Genomic DNA, 19,649 nt, shown 5'->3' with positions numbered 1-19,649 from the left:
CCGGTGCAGGTGCTCGTAGATGCGCAGGCGCAGGTCGTTGGCGACCCACTGTCCGATGCTGGTGGTGTAGTAGTTGTCGATGTAGGTCGCGATGCCGCCGATGACCGCGATCAGGATGGTGGCGATGCCGGCAAACAGCGCGACGCCCAGGGTATGGCGGCCGATGCCGAACTGATGCGCCCATTCGAGCCACGGCGGCAGGTGGTGGGTGCCCAGCGCGTCGTCGAGCACCAGCTTGAGGGGCCAGGGCGCCGCCAGGCTCATGAGGATCTCGACCATCATCGCCGCGAAGACGATCACGAGCCAGGCCCGGTAGGGCTTGATCAGCCCGAGCACCAGGCGCGTCATGTCCCGGCTTTGCGTCTTGGCCATGTGCTTGGCCACGCGGGTTGCCGAGTCCTGCGTGAGATCCGTCGCCGCTTCAGTGGGGAGGGGTGTTGACATGCGGAAGCCCGGGGTGGTTGGGCCGCTCGGGCGCCCAGATTGTGAGCGCAGGCAGGCAGCCAATGCAAGCGCCAGACACGGGTGCGTCCGCGCCGCGGGCACAATCCGCGCCATGAGGCAATGGTTGCGTACGCAAGGGGGCTGGTGGCTCGCATGGCTGCTGGCCGCCGGCGCCGGTGCGGTGTGGCTGGCGCGGGCCGAGATCCGGCAGCTGCACGAGGATTTCGAGGTCAACGGCCGCATCGCGCATCGGCTCATGAGCCAGCAGGTGGTGCAGTACGACGCCGTGCTGGCAACGCTGGCCTTGCTGGAGCCGGCGGCGGGCGCCGCGCGGCCCGAGCGGCGCCTGCCTTCGGTCTATCCGTCCATCCTCGACGTCCAGCGGCGCGAGGCCGGCGCGGCATGGCCGGAGCCGTCGCTCGCCCGCGCGGAGGCCCGCTCGCGCGAATTGCACCGGGCCGAATTCGTCGCCGACGATTTTTCGAATGGCCGCTACCGGCTGGTGATCGGTGCGCTGCCCGTCAGCTACGCCCTTGCCATCGACCTCGCCACCGCCGTGCCCTGGCGCGACTGGCCGATGGACCCGAAGGCCAGCCCGGTGCGCGTGACCCTGGAGCAGGGCGGGCAGCGGTTCGTCGTGCAGCCGGGCGACCGGGTCGCGGACGACGGTGGCTGGCGGTTCGGCTTCCGCAAGGTGCTGGCCTCGGAGAGCCAGGCCTTCGAACTGGTGGCCGAACGGCGCGTGTCCTGGCGCGAACTGCCCTGGGCCGCCATGACGGCCTGGTCGCTCGCCATGGCCGCGGTGCTGGGGGGTGCCCGCGCCTTGCGGCGCCAGCGCGTCGCGCGGCGCCGCGCCGAGGAACTGCTGCGGCTGGGGCAGGTGGCGCGCCTCAATGCCCTCGGCGAACTGGCGGCCGGCATGGCGCACGAACTGAACCAGCCGCTGACGGCCGTGCTGGCGAACACGCAGGCGGCGGGGCGGCTGCTCGACGAGGAGCCGCCGGAACTGGCGACCGCGCGCTCCGCCATGAAACAGGCCGCCGAACAGGCGCGTCGCGCCGCCGAGGTGGTGGGCCGGCTGCGCCGCGTGATCGAGCGGCCCGACCGGCAGGCCGAGATGCGGCCCGTGGCGCTGCGGGACACCCTGCGCAGCGCACTGCACCTGCTCGCGCCCGAGCTGGGCCGCAGGACCGTGGTGCCGGCGATCGACGATGCGGCCCACCCGCCGGTGGTGGTTCAGGCCGAGCCGGTGGCGCTGGAGCAGATCGTCCACAACCTGCTGATGAACGCGCTGCAGGCGCTCGACGAGGTGCCGCGCGGCGAGCGCAGCCTGCGTCTGGCGATCGACCTCGACAACGGCTGCGGCATCCTCAGCGTGACCGACAACGGGCCCGGCTTCCCGGCCGATACCCTGCGGCGGGTGTTCGAGCCCTTCTACAGCACGCGCGAAGGCGGCCTCGGGCTCGGCCTGAGCCTGTGCGAGACGCTGGCCAGCGGCATGGGCGGCTCGCTCGGCGCCGAGCATGCCGCGCCGCGCGGTGCGCGCTTCACGCTGCGCCTGCCGCTCGCCAGCCGCGCCGATCCGGAGCGGCCGGCATGAGCGGAACGCTGTCCCCGCTGATCCACCTGATCGACGATGACCTTGCGGTGCGCGAGAGCCTGGCCCTGCTGATCGGCACCGTCGGCCTGCGGGCCCAGACCTGGGCCGATCCGCAGGCGTTCCTCGACGGCTTCGACCGCGGCGGCATCGGCGCCATCGTGCTCGACGTGCGCATGCCCGGCATCGGCGGGCTCGCGCTGCTCGATACCCTGATCGCGCAGGGCGTCGACCAGCCGGTGATCATGCTCACCGGGCACGGCACGGTGGAGATGTGCCGGCGCGCCTTCAAGGCGGGCGCGGCGGAGTTCCTCGAGAAGCCGGTGGACGACGAGCAGCTGCTCGAGGCGCTGCAGCAGGCGGTGCGCCAGCATGTCAACTCGCGCGAGCGGACCCAGGCCGACCAGGCGGCGCGCGAGCGCCATCAGCAGCTGTCCGAGCGCGAGCGCGAGGTGCTGGGCTTCATCGTCGCCGGCCTGACCAACAAGGAGATCGCACGCGCGCTGACCCTCTCGCCACGCACGGTGGAGTCGCACCGGGCCAACCTGTTCGCCAAGCTCGAATGCGACTCGCTGGCACAGCTGATCCGACGCTACGCCGGACTGGTCGACGCTCCGTAGTTCTACGGAGTGCCGGAGGTAGCCGTACGAATGGCCGCCGGGCGCCGTGATTCCTAAAGTGGCGTTGCCGTCGGCGGTGTGCCGGCGCAACCTGCTCAACCCCTTTCGGAGAACTTCTTCATGCACCCGTCCATTCGCCTCGCCAGCCTCGCCGCCCTGCTCACCGCTTCCGCATTGAGCGTGCAGGCCCAGGCCCCGGCACCGGCACCGGCACCGAGCCCGTCCGTACGGGCCGAGAAGAACATGTCGCTCGAACTCGCGAACGAGATCGCCGGTGCGGCAGTCGCCGCCTGCGCCGCCAACGGCTACGCGGTCGCCGCGACCGTGGTCGATCGCGCCGGCACCGTGCGCGCCGTGCAGCGCGCCAACAATGCCGGCTCCCACACACTGGCGGCGAGCGAGCGCAAGGCCTGGACCTCGGCCTCGGCCAAGACGCCGACCCTGGCGATGATGGAGAACGCGCAAAAGAACCCCGCGGCGGCGAATCTCGTGAACATCCCCGGCTTCCTGCTGCTGGGCGGCGGCGTGCCGGTCAAGTCGGGCAACGAAGTCATCGGCGCGGTCGGCGTCGGCGGCGCGCCGGGCGGGCACCTCGACGAGCAATGCGCCAACACGGCGATCGACAAGATCAAGGGCCAGCTCGGCTGAACGCGATGAAGGCCGTCCTTGTCGCCCTGGCGCTGGTCGCCACCGGCCTGGCCGGCCCCGTCGCGGCCCAGGTGGCGCCGACCGCCGACGAGGTGCGGGCCTACCAGGGCCTGCACCGAGCGGCCTGGCGCGGCGACCTGCCGCAGCTCCAGGCGCTGATCGCCGGCGGCGCCGACCTCGAGGCGCGCGACGGCCTCGGACGCACACCGCTGCAAGTGGCGACCCACGCACGGCAGCGCGAAGCCATCGCCGCCCTGGCAAAGGCCGGTGCGAAGCTCGATCCGCTCGAGAACGACCGCTACGACGCCGTGACCATCGCCGCGGTCGCCGACGACGTGCCGACGCTGGCGCTGCTGCTCTCGCTGGGCGCCAGTGCGGGCCAGACCACCAGCCGCTACGACGGCACGGCGCTGATCGCCGCGGCCCACCTCGGGCATGACGAGGTGGTGCGCCGGCTGATCGCCGCCGGCGCACCGCTGGACCACGTCAACAACCTGCACTGGACCGCGCTGATCGAGGTGATCGTGCTCGGCGACGGCGGTCCGCGCCATCAGCGCGCGCTGGCGGCGCTGGTCGACGCCGGTGCCAGTCTCCAGCTGGCGGATCGCCAGGGCAACACGCCGCTGCAACTCGCGAGCGCGCGCGGCTACGGCGCGATGGTGGAAAAGCTGCGCGCCGCAGGCGCAAGGTAGGGCGGCTCGGGGACAATCGGGCGACCCCGTTCCGGGATCGCAGGATCACGCCCCATGTACATGCCGCCGCAGTTCAACGTCACCGACCGCGCCGTCGCCGCGCAGCTCATGCGCGACCATCCGTTCGCCAGCCTGATCTCGAACGACGACGAGGGCCTGCCCACCGTCACGCACCTGCCGCTCGTCCTCGACGAACGCGGGCCGGACGACTTCGTGCTCTTCGGCCATTGCGCCAAGCCCAATCCGCACTGGCGCCACCTGCAGGCGCGGCCGCGGGCACTCGTGAGCTTCCTCGGGCCGCACGCCTACCTTTCGCCATCGGTCTACCCGGACCTGGCGCGGGTGCCGACCTGGAACTACCTGGCCGTCCATTGCACGGTCGAGGCGCGGCTGATCGAAGAAGCCCAGGAAAAGGACACGCTGCTCAAGCGCCTGATCGGCCAGCACGAACCGGCCTATGCGCAGCAATGGCGCGACCTCGGCCAGGATTTCCAGCACAAGATGCTCAACGGCATCGTCGGCTTCGAGCTGAAGGTGACGGCGCTGCAATGCAAGGTCAAGCTCAACCAGCATCGAAAGGAATCGCACGCCGCGATGTTCGCCGTCTACGGCGAAGGCACGTCCGACGAGCGCGCGCTCGCGGACTGGATGCTGCGGCTTGGCATGGCAGGGGAGGCCTGAGATGCGCGCGCTCGGACTCATCGGACTCCTGCTCGCGCTGGTCATCGTCGGGCTGCTGGTCAAGAAGCAGCTGGGTGGCGTCGCGGCGCCGGTGCTGCCGGCGGGGCCGGCCGCGACCGCCGGAGCCCCGGCCGGCGACGCGCGCGCGCAGAGCCAGCAGATCCAGCAGCAGGTCAAGCAGTCGCTCGATGCCGCCATGCAGCCGCGACCGATGCCCGATGGCAACTGACGCCGACTGGATGGCGCTGGCGCTGGCCGAGGCGCGGCAAGCCGCCGAGGCCGGCGAGGTGCCCATCGGCGCGGTGCTGGTCAAGGACGGCCAACGCGTCGCCAGCGGCCGCAACGCGCCGATCGCGCTGCACGACCCGAGCGCACATGCCGAGATCAATGCGCTGCGCGCGGGGGGTGCCGCGCTCGGCAACTACCGGCTCGATGGCTGCGAACTGTTCGTGACGCTCGAGCCGTGCGCGATGTGCGCCGGCGCCATGCTCCATGCGCGGCTGGCCCGGGTGGTCTTCGGCGCCGCGGATCCGAAGACCGGTGCCGCGGGATCGGTGCTCGACCTGTTCCGCGAGCCGCGGCTCAACCATCGCACGGAAGTGCAGGGCGGCGTGCTCGCCGCCGACTGCCAGGCGCTCTTGCAAGCCTTCTTCCGGGACCGCCGCAGCGCCGTCCGCGAAGCAGCCGAGCCCTTGCGCGACGATGCCCTGCGAACACCAGCCGACCGTTTCGCCGAACTGGGCGACTACCCGTTCGCGCCGCACCACGTGAGCGATCTGCCGAGCCAGCACGGCTGGCGCATGCACTACCTGGACGAAGGCCCGCTCGACGCGGCTTGCACCTGCCTGTGCCTGCACGGTCCGGGCGAATGGAGCTACTTCTTTCGGCACGTCGTGGGTGTGCCGGGGCTTCGGGTGCTGGCGCCCGACCTGATCGGCTTCGGCCAGAGCGACAAGCCCAAGCGGCAAGCGGCGCACAGCGTCGACTGGCACCGCGACCTGCTGCTCGAGTGGCTGCAGCGGCTCGCGCAACAGGAGCGACTGACCCCCGGGCCGCTGGCGCTGCTGCACAGCGCCGGCGCCACGGCTTGGGCCTCGCTGCTGGCCGACGCCGCGCCCGGACGTTTCCCGGTCGTGATGCTGGCGCCGGACGGCGCCGGGCCGGTGGCCGCCGCCTGGCGCGCGCCGTTCCCCGATCGCGGCTACGAGGCCGCCTTGCGGGCCCTGGGCCCGATCCCGAAGCATGTCTCCGGTCCGACGCCGGATCAGGCGGCGCGGCTCGCCCGGGAGGCAATGGGATACTTCGCCCCGTGAAAAAGCACATCTACATCTATTCGCCCTCCAGCGCCGTGCGCGACAAGGCCGCATTCAAGCGTGGCGTCAAGCGGCTCCAGGCCCTCGGCCACGAAGTCGAACTCGACGAGGCCGCGCTCGCCACCCATCAACGCTTCGCCGGCGACGATGCGACGCGCCTGGCCGCGATCTCGCGCGCCGCAGCCAGTGGCGCCGACGTGGCGTTGATCTCGCGCGGCGGCTACGGCCTCACCCGGATCCTCGACGCGATTCCCTACAAGGCGGTGGCCAAGGCGATCCATCGCGGCACCGAGTTCGTCGGGCTCAGCGACTTCACGGCTTTTCAGAGTGCGCTGCTGGCCAAGACCGGCGCCGTGACCTGGGCCGGCCCCGCGGTCGGCGAGGACTTCGGCGCCGAAGCGGGGGCCGACGACATCATGGAAGCCTGCTTCGGCGACCTGCTGAGCGGGCAGGGCGAAGGCACCGGCTGGCGCATGCCTGCACGCGACAGCGCCGACCTGCCGGCGCTGCGCAGCATCCACGGCGCGGTGCTGTGGGGCGGCAACCTGTGCGTGCTGACCAGCCTGCTGGGCACGCCCTGGTTCCCGGCCGTCGACAAGGGCGTGCTGTTCCTGGAGGACGTCAACGAGCATCCGTACCGGGTCGAGCGCATGCTCGACCAGCTTCGCCATGCGGGCGTGCTGGGACGGCAGAAGGCGATCGTGTTCGGGCAGTTCACGGGCATCCGCAAAGCTCCGCACGACCGCGGCTTCGGCATGCAGACCGCGGTCGCCCGCCTGCGCGAGCTGATCAAGACGCCGGTGCTGACCGGGCTGCCGTTCGGTCATGTACCGACCAAGGTGCTGCTGCCGGTCGGCGCCAAGGTGGAGCTTGCCGCCGACGGCCGGGACGTCTTCATGGTCTGGGGACACAAGCACTGAGCTCGCCCCCAGGTTGCCCGCACTTCGTGTCGGGCGCCCACCCCCTACCGGGGGCGCCGCCCACGGCCCGGCAAAGCCGGTTCCGTGGCGGCCCACGAACAGGCGCGCTGCGCGCAGCCGGTCAACGAGAAGCGGCGATGGGTTTGAGTTGGCCGGCGAAGCCAGGCCCGTTGGTGAAACACCGCGGAACCGGCTTTGCCGGGCCGCCGGTGTTGCCCCATGAAAGGGGGTGGGCGCCCGACACGAAGTGCGGGCAACCTGGGGGTCAGCTATGTAAATGCGTCCGGGGACCCATGGCGCCGGGGAGGCCGCCCTTGAACAGGCGATTGATCTGGTGCATCTGGCGCCGTGCGGCGACTTCGCCATCGACGGCACTGAGGGCGGTCAGCACGTCCTGGCGCAGATACCAGAGCGCTTCGAGGTCGCCGGCGAAACGCACCCGCTGCGCGACGCGCTGCATCGTGTGGCCGCCGTGGACCTGCAGCAGGGACAACATCGCAGTACGGATCTGGCCCATCTGGCGATCCGGGGAACGGCGAAAGCCGAAGCCCGGGATGGACAGAAAGCGGAGGAGACTGCTGGGTGACACCATGGGATGCAGGCGGTTGCCGAAAGCCTTGATGGACGCTACGTTAAGCCTGGCCCCCGCGCCACACAAGCGTGGAAACATCATTTCATGTTCAAAAACAACATACTTCACGAAACTGTTCAAGAAGTGGTCGAAGAACTGATACCTAAGTTCTAATTTGTGATCGAAAATTAGTACTACGGACTGTGTCGAAATGAAAAAGCAACAGCTTGAGGTTCGGCAGGCCCGATTTGCGCGTTTGAGACCGTGTTTGGGCGTTGCTTTGCCATAATCGAATGGCGAGAGCTACCAAAAACTGCACAACATGGGCGCCAATTCCACTGTCGTATTTGCCGATTTGACGGGAAGCACCAGAGTCTTCGAGGCTATGGGGAATGCGCGCGCCACCGAAACCGTGACCCGCTTGACGCAGTGGATCGGCGGCGTCTGCGAATCCCACGGCGGCCGCGTCGTGAAATCGCTGGGCGATGGCGTTTTTGCAGTCTTCGCGGAGGGCGTGAGTGCCACCCGCGCCGTTCTGGAGATGCAGCGCAACCACCAGAAGCGGCTTCAGACCTGGCCGGCGCCTTTGCGCATGGAGCTCCAGATCGGCGTGGCCAGCGGCGAGATCGTGGAGGTCGACGGCGATTGCTATGGCGATGCGGTCAACCTCGCTTCGCGCCTCAGTGACCTGGCCGGCCCCGGGCAGATCTGGGCCACCGAGTCGGTCATCGAACAACTGCACGGCGGCGAGGTCCGCCACCGCAGCCTGGGGCCGATCAATATCCGGGGCAAGAACGAGATGCCGGTGGTGCACCGCGTCGACTGGCAGGACGAGGTCTCCGAATTCCTGACGATGCCGGCGTCGCTGGTTCAGCAGCCGCGCGGAGCCGATTCGTCCTTCGGCCAGATCGAGCTGGCCTGGCTCGACGTGCGCTCGATGTTCCGCGCCGCGGAGCTGCCCATTCATCTGGGACGGGTCGACGAGGCCCAGTTCGTGGTGAACGATCCGCGGGTGTCGCGGCTGCACGCGAGGATCGAGGCCCGCCAGGGCAGCTGCGTGCTGGTCGACGTCAGCACCTACGGCACCTGGGTGCGCTTCCACGGTACGGCTGGCGCCAGCGGCGAGATCGCGCTCCGGCGCGACGAGTGCGTGCTGCACGGCAGCGGGGAGATCGGCCTGGGTGCGCCGCTCAGCGATTTCAGCGCGCCGACCATTTCATTCAACACCACCGGCGGCAACGTGCTGCTGGCCCGTCGGGACCTGCGCTAGTCGGCGCGACCCGGCTCGATGGCCGCGAGCACGCGGCCATCGCCGACGAATGAATCGCCGACCAGCATCCTGAAGCTGGCGCCGGGCTCGAACTTGGGCAGCGCGAGGTGCGGCGCCACGAATTCGACGCCCAGCGCCTGCGTCGCGCCGCGACGGAACCTTTGCTCCGGAGACACCCACCAGCGGGCCGAAAAAGCCTCGTTGCCGACCACCAGCGCGCAACGGTGTTCGCCGGCGGCGACGGGCACGTCCTCGGATGGCAGCTTGGGCGGACGCAGCGTGAGTTCGACCTGAAGCTGAGGTTCGAACACCGTCCGGGCGTCGAAGGGAGAGGGCGCGGACACTGCAGGTCGCCGCAGTCGCGCGATGAGCCACGTGATGACGTTGCCGATGATCGGCACCCACAGCAGCATCAGCAGGGTTCCGACGTCTCGCGCCGTCGAGCCGGGCGCAGCCCGATGCCGCATGACCGCGCCGCCCACCGCCACGCACAGCAGGATGATCACGATGAGCTTGCGTCTGGACTGGATGGTGGTCATTGGAATTTCGGCTGTCGAAGGGGCCGTATAGCTTAACGGTGCCGCCGGAAGCAGGGTGTTTGGCCGCACTGCCTGTTTCGGAGGCAATGAGGCGGATCCCCGCGCGGGGCCACGCTTCGGGCACGGGTGTCCCGCCACTTCACACAGTGTTATCCACAGAACGGAGGCACAAGTCGGCGAAGCGTCGCGTGCCATGCGGCCGGTGCGCCGGCCGCGGCCCTCAGTTGATCAACTGGTTCTTCAGCGCGTAGTAGGTGAGGTCGCTGTTGGAAGCGAGGTTCATCTTTTCCATCAGCCGGCTGCGGTACGTGCTCACGGTCTTGACCGAGAGCGACAGGTGCTCCGCGATGGTGCCTGCGGTCTCGCCGGTCGCCAGTTTGAGGAAGACCTGGAACTCGCGTTCGGAGAGCTGCTCGTGCGGCGCTGCGTCGGTGTTGCGGTCGAGCTGGCGGGCCAGAAGTTCGGCCACGCCCGGCGTGATGTAACGCCGTCCGAGCGAGATCGTCCGGATCGCCTCGACGATTTCCTGCGGATCGCATTCCTTGTTGAGATAGCCGCTCGCGCCCTGGCGGATCAGGTTCATCGCGTAGTGCTCCTCCGGATAGCCGCTCAGGATCAGGATGCCGGTGTCTGGGGCCTTGGCCCGGACCATCGCGATGGCGTCGATGCCGCTTTGGCCTGGCATCGAAAGGTCCATGACCAGCACGTCGATCTCGTGATTGCGCACCAGGTCGATCGCTTCGCGTCCATTGGCGGCCTCGCCGACGACGCGCAGGTCCACGTGCTGAGAGAAGAAGTCGCGCAGGCCCGAACGAACGATGGCATGGTCATCCACGATTCCGATCTTGATCACCGTTGTCTCCTCGAGTTGTTGGAAGCGAAGAGCATGCGGGCCGGAGCAGGCGCCTCGCGTCTTCCGAGGGCCCGAGAGCGCGTAGGAGAGACGCGCCTTCGGCGCGTACGAATGGATGACACGCGATATGCGCCTACACCATCACGCCGGCAACGAGGCCGCGCTGCGCCGGTCAGTGCAGCAGCGCGAACACCGCCGCTGCCGTGGCCAGGCCGCCCAGCACCAGCCACCCCTTCGAGAAGCGCGGCGCGCGGTTCGCCCGGTAACTTTCGAGCCGAGCGGGGAGGGTCCGCGAATCCTCCGTCGAGCCTTGAGGCGTGGAGGGTTTGTCGCCGGCAACGGCTTTGGGGTCGGAAGGCACTGGTCTCATGCGGACCGCATTATTCCTTCGAACCGCCGCCCGCGCGAGAGGGCAAACGACTGGTTTGCCGGCCTTCATCGAGAAGTGCCCGGCACGCAACCGGGGGTGATCCCGGGTTGCGATGCGCTTGACTAACGGAGAGGCTTCGTCAGTCAACCCAAACTCTGAAACTCAGAATGGCACCCGAGGCGTCGTTCCATGCAAGGCCGGTCCTGGCACGCGCGCGGGTGTCGTTGCGCGCAGAACCCGGCAGCGACCCGGCGCCGGGCGAAGTCGAGGAGGACGCGCCCGCCTTGCGCGCCCGCTGGATCCTGGGCCAGCTGACCCGCAGCTTCCTGCGCCTGTCGCGCACCCGCCAGCCTCTGGGCGTGCTGCTGATCCTGACCATGGCGGCGCTGTGCTGGGGCAAGGGGAACCATCTGGCGGTGTCGGCCTGGCTGGTCGCGGGCTTGCTGATCGCGGCGATGCGCTGGCGGGTGGGGCAGGTCTACCTGCGCGACCACCGGGGCGCCGGCTTCGACACGCTGGCCCTGCTGCTCGCCAGGGCGGCGCCGGTCTTCATTCTGGAGGCGCCGTTCTGGGGTGCGTCGGTGCTCCTCTTCTTCGGCCGCCTTCCGGAGGTGAACCAGTTCAGCTGCTGGCTGGTGCTGACGCTGGTCGTCTACGGGCCGATCACCCGCCTCGCGCTGGTGCCGTTCGTGTTCCACTGGTCGGTGAATTCGCTCTTCCTCGTCATGTTGACCTGCGTCCTGTACGGGGTTGTCCGCGGGCCGATGCGGGGCTCGGTGAACTACTGGTTCGTGGCGCTCACGCTGCTGCATTGGGCGGTGATCGTCGGGCTGGGCAGGGCGATCCATGCCAATCAGGAGGAGCACTTCGGCCTTCAATACGATCTGGCCCTGAAAGAGCGGCAGGCCACCGAGGCGGTGAGGACCAAGAATCGCTTCCTCGCCGCCGCGACCCACGACATGCGCCAGCCGGTTTCGGCGCTGGCGCTGTACGCCGACTTCCTCAAGGACAACCCGGAGACGCACGCCGAACTGGCGCCCAAGATCGCCAAGGCCACGGCGGCGGTCAGCCATCTGTTCGACTCTCTCTTCGACCTGTCCATCCTTGAAAGCGGGCAGGTGCACCTGACGATCGAGCCGGTCCAGATCGCCGACATCGTGCGCGACCTGCAACTGCAGTACGAGCCGCTGGCGGAGGCGAAGAACATCCGTCTGCGCGTGCGTGCAGGCCATGCGGTGATCCATTCGGATCCCGTGCGCCTGCGCCGGATGGTGGGCAACGTGCTGTCGAATTCCATCAAGTACAGCCAGCCCGGCAAGAAGATCCTGCTGGCCGCCCGGCTGCAACAGGGCGATGTCGTGGTCGAGGTGTTCGACCAGGGGGTCGGCATCCCGGCCGACAAGATCGAGAAGGTGTTCGAGGAGTTCTACCGCGTGAACGATGCCGCGACGCCCGCGGTCGACGGCGTCGGGCTCGGGCTGTCCCTGGTCGCGCGACTGGCCAAGGCCCTCAAGTCGGAGGTGCGGCTCGATTCGATCGCGGGCCGCGGTACGCGCTGCTCGATGCGCCTCGGCAACCTGCAACCGGGTCCGGGGAGTCAGGGCGAAGGGCGAGCCCGCCCATAGTTTTCCGTTGCCGTCAAGCGGCAGCCTGGTGGACCGAGCGCGCGACCGCGACCACGTTGTCGACCGTGAAGCCGAACGCCTTCTGCAGTTCGGCGAGCGGCGCCGAGGCTCCGAAGGTCTGCATGCCGACCACCTTGCCGAGCGAGCCGACGTAGCGCTCCCACCCGAAGGCCGAGGCCTGTTCGACGGCCACGCGCGCAGTCACCGAAGGCGGCAGCACGGCGGTGCGGTAGGCCGGCGTCTGCTGCTCGAACAGGTCCCACGAGGGCATCGACACCACGCGCGATCGCAGGCCCTGGGCCAGCAATTGCTCGTGCGCCTGCAAGGCCACGCTGACCTCGCTGCCGCTGGCGATCAGGATCAGGTCGGGGGCGGCGTCGCCCGGCGGATCGGCCAGCACGTAGGCGCCTCGCGCCACGCCGGAGGCCGGGGCGAGCCGGCTGCGGTCGAGGGTCGGCAACGGCTGGCGCGAGAGCACCATAGCGGTCGGCCGGTGCTGCGACTGCAGCGCCACGCGGTAGGCTTCGACCACCTCGTTGGCATCGCCCGGGCGCAGCACGGTGAGGCCCGGCATCGCGCGCAGCGACGCCAGCTGCTCGATCGGCTGGTGGGTCGGCCCGTCCTCGCCGTCGCCCATCGCATCGTGCGTGAAGACGAACAGCGTCGGCAGCTCCATCAAGGCCGACAGCCGGATGGCCGGCCGTGCGTAGTCGCTGAAGATGAAGAAGGTGGCGCCGAAGGGCCGCAGCTTGGACAGCGCCATGCCGTTGACGGCTGCCGCCATCGCATGCTCCCGGATGCCGAAGTGAATGTTCTTTCCGCCCGGGCTCGCGGGCTCGAAATCGCCGGCGCCGGCGTACTTCAGCGTGGTCTTGTTCGAGGACCCGAGGTCGGCCGAGCCGCCGATGAACCACGGCACGTTCTGCGCCAGCACGTTGAGAACCTGGCCCGACGCATCGCGCCCGGCCAGGCCCTTGGCATCGGCCGGGAACACCGGGAGGTTCCGGTCCCAGCCGGAGGGCAGCTCGCGCCGCTGCGCCTGCTCGATCTCGAGCGCGAGGGCAGGGAAGCGCGTCCGGTAGCGGGCGAAGGCCTGGTTCCAGGCGCTGCGCGCGGCAGCGCCGCGGGCGCCGATGCCGGTCTGGAAATGCTCGCGCACGCCATCGGGCACCAGGAAGCTGGCGTCTTCGGGCCAGCCGTAGCCGCGCTTGGTGAGGCGGACTTCCTCTTCGCCCAGCGGCTCGCCGTGCGCGGCGGCCGTGTCATGGCGGTGCGGCGAACCCCAGCCGATGTGACTGTCGAGAATGATCAGCGTCGGCCGGCCCCGGGTCTTTCGAAAGGTCGAGATCGCCTCCTCGATCATCCCCGTATCGTTGGCGTCGCTGACCCGCAGCACGTTCCAGTGGTAGGCGGAGAAACGCATCGCCACGTCTTCAGTGAAAGTGATCCGGGTGCTGCCTTCGATCGTGATCTGGTTGTTGTCGTAGATCCAGCACAGGTTCTCGAGCCCGAGGTGGCCGGCCAGCGACGCCGCCTCGGACGCGACGCCCTCCATCAGGCAGCCGTCGCCGCAGACCGCATAGATGCGGTAGTCGAAGAGTGCGATGCCGTCCTGGTGATAGCGGTTGGCGAGCCAGCGCTGCGCCATGGCCATGCCCACGCTGGTGGCGACGCCCTGGCCGAGCGGTCCGGTGGTGGTCTCGACGCCGGACACCCAGTGGTACTCGGGGTGGCCCGGCGCCTTGCTGCCGAACTGGCGAAAGCGCTTGATGTCGTCCAGCGTGACGGAGGGCGCGCCGAGCAGTTCGTACTCGGCATTCACCGCCATCGTGCCGCTCAGGTGCAGCACCGACCACAGAAGCATCGACGCGTGGCCGTTGGAGAGCACGAAACGGTCCCGGCCGGGCCAGATCGGGTCCTGCGGGTCGAAGCGCATGACCTTGTTCCACAGCGTATAGACCAGCGGGGCCAGCGCCATCGGCGTGCCCGGATGGCCGGAGTTGGCGGCCTGCACCGCATCGATCGACAGCGTGCGGATGGTGTTGATGGACAACAGATCGAGCTCGGCATCGGTCATGGTTCGCTCCACGGGGTTCACGGCCCGCCGGGTTTTTCCACATGGCCGCCGAACTGGAAGCGCATCGCCGACAGGAGTTTGTTCTGGAAGTCGGCCTCGCCGCGCGAGGAGAAGCGCTCGTAGAGCGCCGCGGTGAGCACCGGTGCCGGAACGGCTTCGTCGATCGCCGCCTTGAGGGTCCAGCGGCCTTCGCCCGAATCGGAGACCCGGCCGGCGAACTTCGCCAGCGCCGGATCCTCGACCAGCGCGGTGGCCGTCAGGTCGAGCAGCCAGGATGCGATGACGCTGCCACGGCGCCAGACCTCGGCGATGTCGGGCAGCGCGAGGTCGTACTGGTAGCGCTCGGGGTGGCGCAGCGGCGTGGTCTCGGCGTCGATGTCGTGCTGCTTGCTGCCGATGTTGGCGGCCTTCAGGATGCCCATGCCTTCGGCATAGGCGGCCATGATGCCGTACTCGATGCCGTTGTGGACCATCTTCACGAAGTGGCCGGCACCGCTCTCGCCGCATCGCAGGTAGCCGTTCTCGGCAGTGCCGGCCGCCTGTTCCCGGCCGGGGGTGCGCTCGATGGTGCCGATGCCGGGCGCCAGGGTCCTGAAGATCGGGTCGAGCCGCTCGACGGTCGCGAGCGGGCCGCCGATCATCATGCAGTAGCCGCGCTCGAGCCCCCATACGCCGCCGCTGGTGCCGACGTCGACGTAGTCGATCTTCTTCGCCGCCAGCTCGCCGGCACGGCGAATGTCATCCACGTAGTAGGAGTTGCCGCCGTCGATCAGCGTGTCGCCGGCGTCCAGGTGCGGCAACAGGTCGGCGATGGCCTGGTCGACCACCGCGGCCGGCACCATGAGCCAGACGGCGCGCGGCCTTTCGAGCCTGGCGGCCAGGTCGGCCAGCGACGAGGCGCCGGTGGCGCCTTCCTCGGCGAGTGCGCCGACCGCGGCGGCCGATCTGTCGAACACCGTGCACCGATGGCCGTTCTTGAGCAGCCGGCGAACCATGTTGGAGCCCATGCGGCCAAGGCCGATCATTCCGAGTTGCATGCTGGTGTCCTTGTGCTTCGATGGCGACCGGGACGATCATGCGCTTTCGGCAGGCGATGGTGAAGGGCAGGCCGCGTGCGTCAATCCGGAAGTCCGATCGGGACATAGGCCCAGCGATGATCGCGCACCACGAGCAGCGCGACGGTCCGACCCGGGGGCAGATGCAACAGCGCCAGCCTGAAGTCCTCGACACGTTCGAGCCGGGTGTTGTTGATGGCAACGATCAGATCGCCCGCGCGAATGCCCTCGCTGCGCGCCAGCCCGGCGGACTCGCGAACCATCAGGCCGCTGTCGCTGCCCAGTTGCAGCTGCAGTCGCTGTGCCGGCGACAGCTCGCCCAGGCGCAGGCCGAGGCCGTCGCCCCAGACCGCCGCAACCGGCGCGCCCAGGGTGCGCCGCGGAGCAGGTTGCTCCGCGAGCGTCACCCAGAGCGTCTGCCGGGTTCCTGCGCGCCAGACGTCCAGCCGCCTGCGGGTCCCGGGCGGGAGATCGGCCACGCGTTGCACCATTTCGGTGAAGCGCGAAACCGCGACGCCGTCGAACGCCGTGACGATGTCTCCGCGCAGCAGACCCGCGGCCTGGGCCGGACCCTCGGCATCGACCCGGACCACAAGAGCCCCCTTGGCCTCCGGCGTGCCGAAGGACCGGGCCAGTGCGGGTGTCATTTCCTGGAGTTCGGCGCCGAGGCGGGCCCGGCGGACCCTGCCCGTGGCCTTCAACTGTTCGGCGATCTTCATCACCAGATTGATCGGCACGGAAAAGGACAGCCCCATGTAGCCGCCGCTGCCGCTGTAGATCAACGAGTTGATCGCGACCACTTCGCCGCGGCTGTTGAACAGGGGGCTGCCGGAGCTCCCGGGATTGATCACGACGTCGCTCTGGATGAAGGGAATCTCGCCGGCGCCGCCGATGAGGCGGTCCACCGCGCTGACGACGCCGGTCGTGACGCTGCCATGGAAACCGAACGGTGCGCCGATCGCGGCCACCCAATCGCCCGGCACCAGCCGCGACGAGTCGCCGATGACCGCAACGGGCAGACCCGTGGCCTCGATCTTCACCAGCGCGACGTCCGTGCGTGGATCGGCTCCGACCACCCGGGCCTGGAAGCGTCGCCCATCGTGCAGCCGGATGGTGGCCTCGTCGATGTTCGCGACCACGTGCGCGCTGGTGAGGATCAAGCCGTCGCTCGTGAGGATGACACCCGAGGCGACGTCCCTGATCTGGCTGATCCGCACGCTCGCTGGCAGCGACCAGGGCAGGCGGTCCGCGAAGTCGAATTCCGACGCGATCTCGACTTCGATCCCTTCGCGGCTCTCGTCGCGGCCGACACGCAGCGTGTTGATGTCGACCACCGTCGCGGTGCGACTCGGTACCAGCGAGGAGAAAGCAGGCCCGGGCGAACTCGCCGCATCGAATCCGGGCGCGCGCACAGCGCTGCCGGCGCAGGCATTCAACAGGCAGGCGAATGCAAGGGCCAGGACGAGGCGAGGGCGCCGAACCAGGGCTCTCTCCGGCGCTCGTTCGGGCACTGGCGCCGCCGCCTGGTGCAGGCCGAAGGGAACAAGAATTCGCTCATCCATGACAGGCCTCTTTTGCCTGGCGGGCAGGGGAGTCCAGTATCCAAAGGGAGCGTGCGCCGGACCCTGATCTGGCGCAAGTCGATCGCAGAAGACCACGGCGAATATCCGGGCATGGCCCGCGGGGTCAGCGACCGACGATGCGACGCGTCCGCAGGGCAAGTGCCCCGCGGACGAGATCGCTTTGCTAGCGGTTCACGCGCGCGCCGGTGGCCATGTCGGTGACCGAACCGTCGACCAGGCTGATCCGGTAGATCTCCCGCGTCACGTTGCCGGCAAAGGCCAGTTCCACGATCGACACGTCGCGGAAGGTGGTGTCGATGCCGTTGGGCAGGATGCCGTTCATCTGTTCGGCGACCTGCTTCATCGACGACTGCAGCGCTGGCGTGAAAGGCGCCATGCTGTAGACCAGCGTGTTGTGGGGGTTGTGGGCCCGCAGTTCCTTGCCGTCCTTCACGACATTGACGCCGCTCACGCCCACGGTTCTGACGAGTTCCCGACCGGGCTCCGCCATCTTTGCGTAGACCGGGCCCGTCACGCGCGGCAGCGGGCCATCGCGCAGCGGCGCCACGGCGGCAGTGACGCTCGTGTTGAACGCCATCATGTCTTCGAAGCCTTGACCGCTTTTCACGATGCCGAGATCGAGCCACCACGGGCGGCCCGCATCCTTGGCCGCCTCGGTCGTGTAGAAGGTCTTGAGCGTCAGCTGGATGGGCGCCGGCGGCTTCGGCAGCGCCTTGAGCATTTTCTGCGGCGTGCCCGGGTCCGCACTGTGGATGTGGACCACCGTGACGTGCGGGATGTTGGGGTTCTGGGCCTCGGCCTGCAGACCCAGCCGCAGCAGGTCCTGTTTCAAGGGCGCGTTGATCTTTGCGTCGAGCACGTCCGTGACGTCCTTGGGCAGGCGGTAGACGACGCCGTAGGTCGTCTTGTGCGTCCGGAACTCGGCCTGGCCGAGCGGGCTGTTGTCAACGGCTGGCGTCGATGAGCCGGGTGTTCCGCAGGCGGAAAGCAAGGAGGCTGCGAGAAAGCCGAAAGCCAGGGGTCGAAGGACGCGCATTGAAACTCCATTCATGAAAATCGGGAGGGGCAGTACGGCGTGTGCCGGCCCCGGTGCATATGACCGCTGTCCATGCTACGAAGGAGTTGTGACAATTCTGGAGAGCCCCGTCCTGGGCTGTTCGTCCATCGCTTCTTTGATTTAACATAATATACATTGTATAAATCACGAAGAGGAAGCTCCGGGCGTCCGATGGCAGCGGCCGCGGGTTGCGGGCCGTTACGCGTTCAACTTGAGTCTGGCCGCGAGCCGAGCCGATGCTGTTGTCGGCCGGACCTGCCGGCCTACCACTTCCCGTCGGCGGGCCGCTTCGGCTTGGCGGCTGCGCCCAGCAACTGGACGGCGTCGGGTCGCTTGCCGCGCTCGGCGAAATCGGCGGCCGTCATGCCTTGCTCGTTCTTCATCGCGACGTCGGCGCCTTCGTCGAGCAGCAACTGGACGGCTGCGGCAGAGCCATACATCGCGGCCATCATCAACGGCGTGGTGCCGTTGGGCGACTGCGCGTTGATGAAGGCGTCCTTGTCGAGCAACTGCTTCATGATCGCGACCTGGCCGCTGGTGGCCGCATAGTGCAGCGGCGTCCAGCCGGGCTTGTTGATGTCGGCATCGCGCGCGATCAGCTTGGTCACGAGCTCCTGCTGGCCCTTGATGGCGGCCAGCATCAGCGGGCTCTCGTCCTTGGCATTGCGGGCCTCGACGTTGGTCTTGGGGAAAGCGATCAGCACGTCGATCACCTTGGGCGAAGGCTCCCGCATCGCGATCAGCAGCGCCGTCTGCCCCTTGTCGTCGCGCGTATTGGGGTCGAATCCCTTGGCCAGCAGGCTCTTCATGCCACTGACGTTGTCTGCCCGGGCCGCACGAAAGAAGTCGTCGTAGTCTGTTGCTTGTGCCGAAAAAGATGCTGCAAAAACAGCAAGATACAGAAGTTTTTTAAAGTGATTCATTATGTTTGACCCCGCTGAACAGGGTCTCGAAATTGACACTCGTGGCCTTCGCGATCGCCTCGACGGGCAAGTGGCGCAACTGCGCGATCTGTTGCGCCACGAAGGGCACGTAGGACGGGTTGTTGGTTTTCCCGCGGTACGGCACCGGCGCCAGGTACGGGCTGTCGGTCTCGATCAGCATGCGGTCGAGCGGCACGAAGGCGGCGACGTCGCGCAGATCCTGCGCCTTCTTGAAGGTCAGGATGCCCGAGAACGAAATGTAGAAACCGAGGTCGAGTGCGGCGCGCGCCACCTCGGCGGTCTCGGTGAAGCAATGGAACACGCCGCCGGCCGCCCGGCTCCCGCCCGCCTCGCCCTCCTCCTTCAGGATCGCCAGCGTGTCGGCCGAAGCTTCGCGGGTGTGGATCACCAGCGGCTTGCGCGTTTGCTGCGCGGCACGGATGTGGACCCGGAAGCGGTCGCGTTGCCATTCCATGTCGGCGATGCTGCGACCGCCCTTGCGCTCTTCCATCTGGTAGTAGTCGAGCCCGGTTTCGCCGATGGCGATGACCTTGGGGAGCGCGGCGCGCCGCACCAGGTCTTCGACCGTGGGCTCGGCGATGTCCTCGTTGTCCGGATGCACGCCGACGCTGGCCCAGAAGTTGTCGTGGCGCTCGGCCAGGGCCTGGACCTCGGGGAATTCCTCCAGCGTGGTGCAGATGCACAGTGCCCGGTCGACCTGCGCGGCCGCCATCGCGGCGCGGATTTGCGGCATCTGGTCCGCGAACTCGGGAAAGGTCAGGTGGCAGTGGGAGTCGGTGAACATCGCAGG

20 protein-coding genes and 1 pseudogene are annotated in these 19,649 nt (G+C 68.5%); 10 read left to right on the top strand and 11 right to left on the bottom strand.

From position 1 onward, the window contains the following. Positions 1–444 (bottom strand): annotated as a pseudogene (locus AB4Z46_RS09900) (hypothetical protein); the annotation flags it as partial. A gap of 112 nt (positions 445–556) precedes the next feature. On the opposite strand from AB4Z46_RS09900, the gene AB4Z46_RS09895 reads away from it, so the two are divergent. From AB4Z46_RS09895 to AB4Z46_RS09860, 8 genes are all read left to right on the top strand, one after another. Further along, a complete protein-coding gene (locus AB4Z46_RS09895; protein WP_442283311.1) occupies positions 557–2,044 on the top strand; it encodes a sensor histidine kinase in 1,488 nt (495 codons plus the stop codon). Further along, positions 2,041–2,661 carry a response regulator transcription factor gene (locus tag AB4Z46_RS09890; RefSeq protein WP_442283310.1) on the top strand — a complete coding sequence of 207 codons (621 nt, stop codon included), beginning with the start codon at positions 2,041–2,043 and terminating at the stop codon, positions 2,659–2,661. Before AB4Z46_RS09895 ends, AB4Z46_RS09890 begins: the two co-directional genes overlap by 4 nt. A 120-nt stretch (positions 2,662–2,781) precedes the next feature. Continuing rightward, positions 2,782–3,309 carry a GlcG/HbpS family heme-binding protein gene (locus AB4Z46_RS09885; protein ID WP_442283309.1) on the top strand — a complete coding sequence of 176 codons (528 nt, stop codon included), beginning with the start codon at positions 2,782–2,784 and terminating at the stop codon, positions 3,307–3,309. 5 nt (positions 3,310–3,314) lie between these two features. Next, positions 3,315–4,001 carry an ankyrin repeat domain-containing protein gene (locus tag AB4Z46_RS09880; RefSeq protein ID WP_442283308.1) on the top strand — a complete coding sequence of 229 codons (687 nt, stop codon included), beginning with the start codon at positions 3,315–3,317 and terminating at the stop codon, positions 3,999–4,001. Positions 4,002–4,055: 54 nt separating this feature from the next. Beyond that, positions 4,056–4,682: an FMN-binding negative transcriptional regulator gene (locus AB4Z46_RS09875; protein WP_442283307.1), complete on the top strand. Its 627-nt coding sequence runs from the start codon at positions 4,056–4,058 to the stop codon at positions 4,680–4,682. Position 4,683: 1 nt separating this feature from the next. After that, positions 4,684–4,911, top strand: a complete 228-nt coding sequence (locus AB4Z46_RS09870) for a hypothetical protein (protein ID WP_442283306.1) — start codon at positions 4,684–4,686, stop codon at positions 4,909–4,911. Next, positions 4,901–5,995, top strand: a complete 1,095-nt coding sequence (tadA, locus tag AB4Z46_RS09865; RefSeq protein WP_442283305.1) for a tRNA adenosine(34) deaminase TadA — start codon at positions 4,901–4,903, stop codon at positions 5,993–5,995. The genes AB4Z46_RS09870 and tadA overlap by 11 nt, the downstream gene beginning before the upstream one ends. Next, positions 5,992–6,915, top strand: a complete 924-nt coding sequence (locus tag AB4Z46_RS09860; protein ID WP_442283304.1) for an LD-carboxypeptidase — start codon at positions 5,992–5,994, stop codon at positions 6,913–6,915. Before tadA ends, AB4Z46_RS09860 begins: the two co-directional genes overlap by 4 nt. Before the next feature lie 265 nt (positions 6,916–7,180). Here AB4Z46_RS09860 and AB4Z46_RS09855 read toward each other — a convergent pair whose 3' ends face one another. Then, positions 7,181–7,627, bottom strand: coding sequence for a hypothetical protein (locus AB4Z46_RS09855; RefSeq protein ID WP_442283303.1), 447 nt, complete (start codon positions 7,625–7,627; stop codon positions 7,181–7,183). 181 nt (positions 7,628–7,808) lie between these two features. Between AB4Z46_RS09855 and AB4Z46_RS09850 the strand changes: the two genes are divergently transcribed. Beyond that, positions 7,809–8,756, top strand: coding sequence for an adenylate/guanylate cyclase domain-containing protein (locus AB4Z46_RS09850; RefSeq protein ID WP_442283302.1), 948 nt, complete (start codon positions 7,809–7,811; stop codon positions 8,754–8,756). On the opposite strand, the gene AB4Z46_RS09845 is transcribed toward AB4Z46_RS09850, so the two are convergent. The 3 genes from AB4Z46_RS09845 to AB4Z46_RS09835 form a co-directional block, all read right to left on the bottom strand. Then, positions 8,753–9,295, bottom strand: a complete 543-nt coding sequence (locus AB4Z46_RS09845) for a hypothetical protein (RefSeq protein WP_442283301.1) — start codon at positions 9,293–9,295, stop codon at positions 8,753–8,755. The genes AB4Z46_RS09850 and AB4Z46_RS09845 overlap by 4 nt on opposite strands. A gap of 220 nt (positions 9,296–9,515) precedes the next feature. Continuing rightward, positions 9,516–10,148, bottom strand: a complete 633-nt coding sequence (locus AB4Z46_RS09840; protein ID WP_442283300.1) for a response regulator — start codon at positions 10,146–10,148, stop codon at positions 9,516–9,518. Between the two features lie 172 nt (positions 10,149–10,320). Further along, complete coding sequence (locus AB4Z46_RS09835) at positions 10,321–10,518, bottom strand: hypothetical protein (RefSeq protein WP_442283299.1); 198 nt, start codon at positions 10,516–10,518, stop codon at positions 10,321–10,323. 167 nt (positions 10,519–10,685) lie between these two features. Here AB4Z46_RS09835 and AB4Z46_RS09830 point away from each other — a divergent pair, with 167 nt between their 5' ends. Next, entirely contained in the window at positions 10,686–12,143 is a 1,458-nt protein-coding gene (locus AB4Z46_RS09830; protein ID WP_442283298.1) for a sensor histidine kinase, read from the top strand. A gap of 13 nt (positions 12,144–12,156) precedes the next feature. Here AB4Z46_RS09830 and tkt read toward each other — a convergent pair whose 3' ends face one another. From tkt to AB4Z46_RS09800, 6 genes are all read right to left on the bottom strand, one after another. After that, positions 12,157–14,220 (bottom strand): transketolase, encoded by a 2,064-nt coding sequence (gene tkt / locus AB4Z46_RS09825; protein ID WP_442283297.1) that lies wholly within the window; start codon positions 14,218–14,220, stop codon positions 12,157–12,159. A gap of 17 nt (positions 14,221–14,237) precedes the next feature. Further along, positions 14,238–15,257, bottom strand: a complete 1,020-nt coding sequence (gene gnd / locus AB4Z46_RS09820; protein WP_442283296.1) for a phosphogluconate dehydrogenase (NAD(+)-dependent, decarboxylating) — start codon at positions 15,255–15,257, stop codon at positions 14,238–14,240. 80 nt (positions 15,258–15,337) lie between these two features. Beyond that, positions 15,338–16,837, bottom strand: a complete 1,500-nt coding sequence (locus AB4Z46_RS09815) for a trypsin-like peptidase domain-containing protein (RefSeq protein ID WP_442283295.1) — start codon at positions 16,835–16,837, stop codon at positions 15,338–15,340. Between the two features lie 184 nt (positions 16,838–17,021). Then, the gene (locus AB4Z46_RS09810; RefSeq protein ID WP_442283294.1) at positions 17,022–17,894 is read right to left on the bottom strand and encodes a hypothetical protein; all 873 of its coding nucleotides are present in this window, start codon (positions 17,892–17,894) and stop codon (positions 17,022–17,024) included. Between the two features lie 284 nt (positions 17,895–18,178). Beyond that, entirely contained in the window at positions 18,179–18,838 is a 660-nt protein-coding gene (locus tag AB4Z46_RS09805; RefSeq protein WP_442283293.1) for an ankyrin repeat domain-containing protein, read from the bottom strand. After that, positions 18,825–19,643, bottom strand: coding sequence for a TatD family hydrolase (locus AB4Z46_RS09800; RefSeq protein WP_442283292.1), 819 nt, complete (start codon positions 19,641–19,643; stop codon positions 18,825–18,827). Before AB4Z46_RS09800 ends, AB4Z46_RS09805 begins: the two co-directional genes overlap by 14 nt. Between the last annotated feature and the right edge of the window lie 6 nt (positions 19,644–19,649).

This window comes from Variovorax sp. M-6 (assembly GCF_052114385.1).
In the GTDB taxonomy this organism is placed as follows: domain Bacteria; phylum Pseudomonadota; class Gammaproteobacteria; order Burkholderiales; family Burkholderiaceae_C; genus Variovorax.
The sequence above is the reverse complement of the archived record's forward strand: the minus strand, read 5'-3'. Positions and strand labels throughout refer to the sequence as shown.

Excerpts from the sequence above, each read along its gene's own strand:
- AB4Z46_RS09875 (WP_442283307.1), top strand. The coding sequence starts at position 4,056 with ATGTACATGCCGCCGCAGTTCAACGTCACCGACCGCGCCGTCGCCGCG.
- AB4Z46_RS09835 (WP_442283299.1), bottom strand. The coding sequence starts at position 10,518 with ATGAGACCAGTGCCTTCCGACCCCAAAGCCGTTGCCGGCGACAAACCC.
- AB4Z46_RS09830 (WP_442283298.1), top strand. The coding sequence starts at position 10,686 with ATGGCACCCGAGGCGTCGTTCCATGCAAGGCCGGTCCTGGCACGCGCG.
- AB4Z46_RS09800 (WP_442283292.1), bottom strand. The coding sequence starts at position 19,643 with ATGTTCACCGACTCCCACTGCCACCTGACCTTTCCCGAGTTCGCGGAC.
- AB4Z46_RS09890 (WP_442283310.1), top strand. The coding sequence starts at position 2,041 with ATGAGCGGAACGCTGTCCCCGCTGATCCACCTGATCGACGATGACCTT.
- AB4Z46_RS09845 (WP_442283301.1), bottom strand. The coding sequence starts at position 9,295 with ATGACCACCATCCAGTCCAGACGCAAGCTCATCGTGATCATCCTGCTG.
- AB4Z46_RS09895 (WP_442283311.1), top strand. The coding sequence starts at position 557 with ATGAGGCAATGGTTGCGTACGCAAGGGGGCTGGTGGCTCGCATGGCTG.
- AB4Z46_RS09870 (WP_442283306.1), top strand. The coding sequence starts at position 4,684 with ATGCGCGCGCTCGGACTCATCGGACTCCTGCTCGCGCTGGTCATCGTC.
- AB4Z46_RS09880 (WP_442283308.1), top strand. The coding sequence starts at position 3,315 with ATGAAGGCCGTCCTTGTCGCCCTGGCGCTGGTCGCCACCGGCCTGGCC.
- AB4Z46_RS09885 (WP_442283309.1), top strand. The coding sequence starts at position 2,782 with ATGCACCCGTCCATTCGCCTCGCCAGCCTCGCCGCCCTGCTCACCGCT.
- tadA (WP_442283305.1), top strand. The coding sequence starts at position 4,901 with ATGGCAACTGACGCCGACTGGATGGCGCTGGCGCTGGCCGAGGCGCGG.
- AB4Z46_RS09850 (WP_442283302.1), top strand. The coding sequence starts at position 7,809 with ATGGGCGCCAATTCCACTGTCGTATTTGCCGATTTGACGGGAAGCACC.
- gnd (WP_442283296.1), bottom strand. The coding sequence starts at position 15,257 with ATGCAACTCGGAATGATCGGCCTTGGCCGCATGGGCTCCAACATGGTT.
- AB4Z46_RS09815 (WP_442283295.1), bottom strand. The coding sequence starts at position 16,837 with ATGGATGAGCGAATTCTTGTTCCCTTCGGCCTGCACCAGGCGGCGGCG.
- AB4Z46_RS09805 (WP_442283293.1), bottom strand. The coding sequence starts at position 18,838 with ATGAATCACTTTAAAAAACTTCTGTATCTTGCTGTTTTTGCAGCATCT.
- tkt (WP_442283297.1), bottom strand. The coding sequence starts at position 14,220 with ATGACCGATGCCGAGCTCGATCTGTTGTCCATCAACACCATCCGCACG.
- AB4Z46_RS09810 (WP_442283294.1), bottom strand. The coding sequence starts at position 17,894 with ATGCGCGTCCTTCGACCCCTGGCTTTCGGCTTTCTCGCAGCCTCCTTG.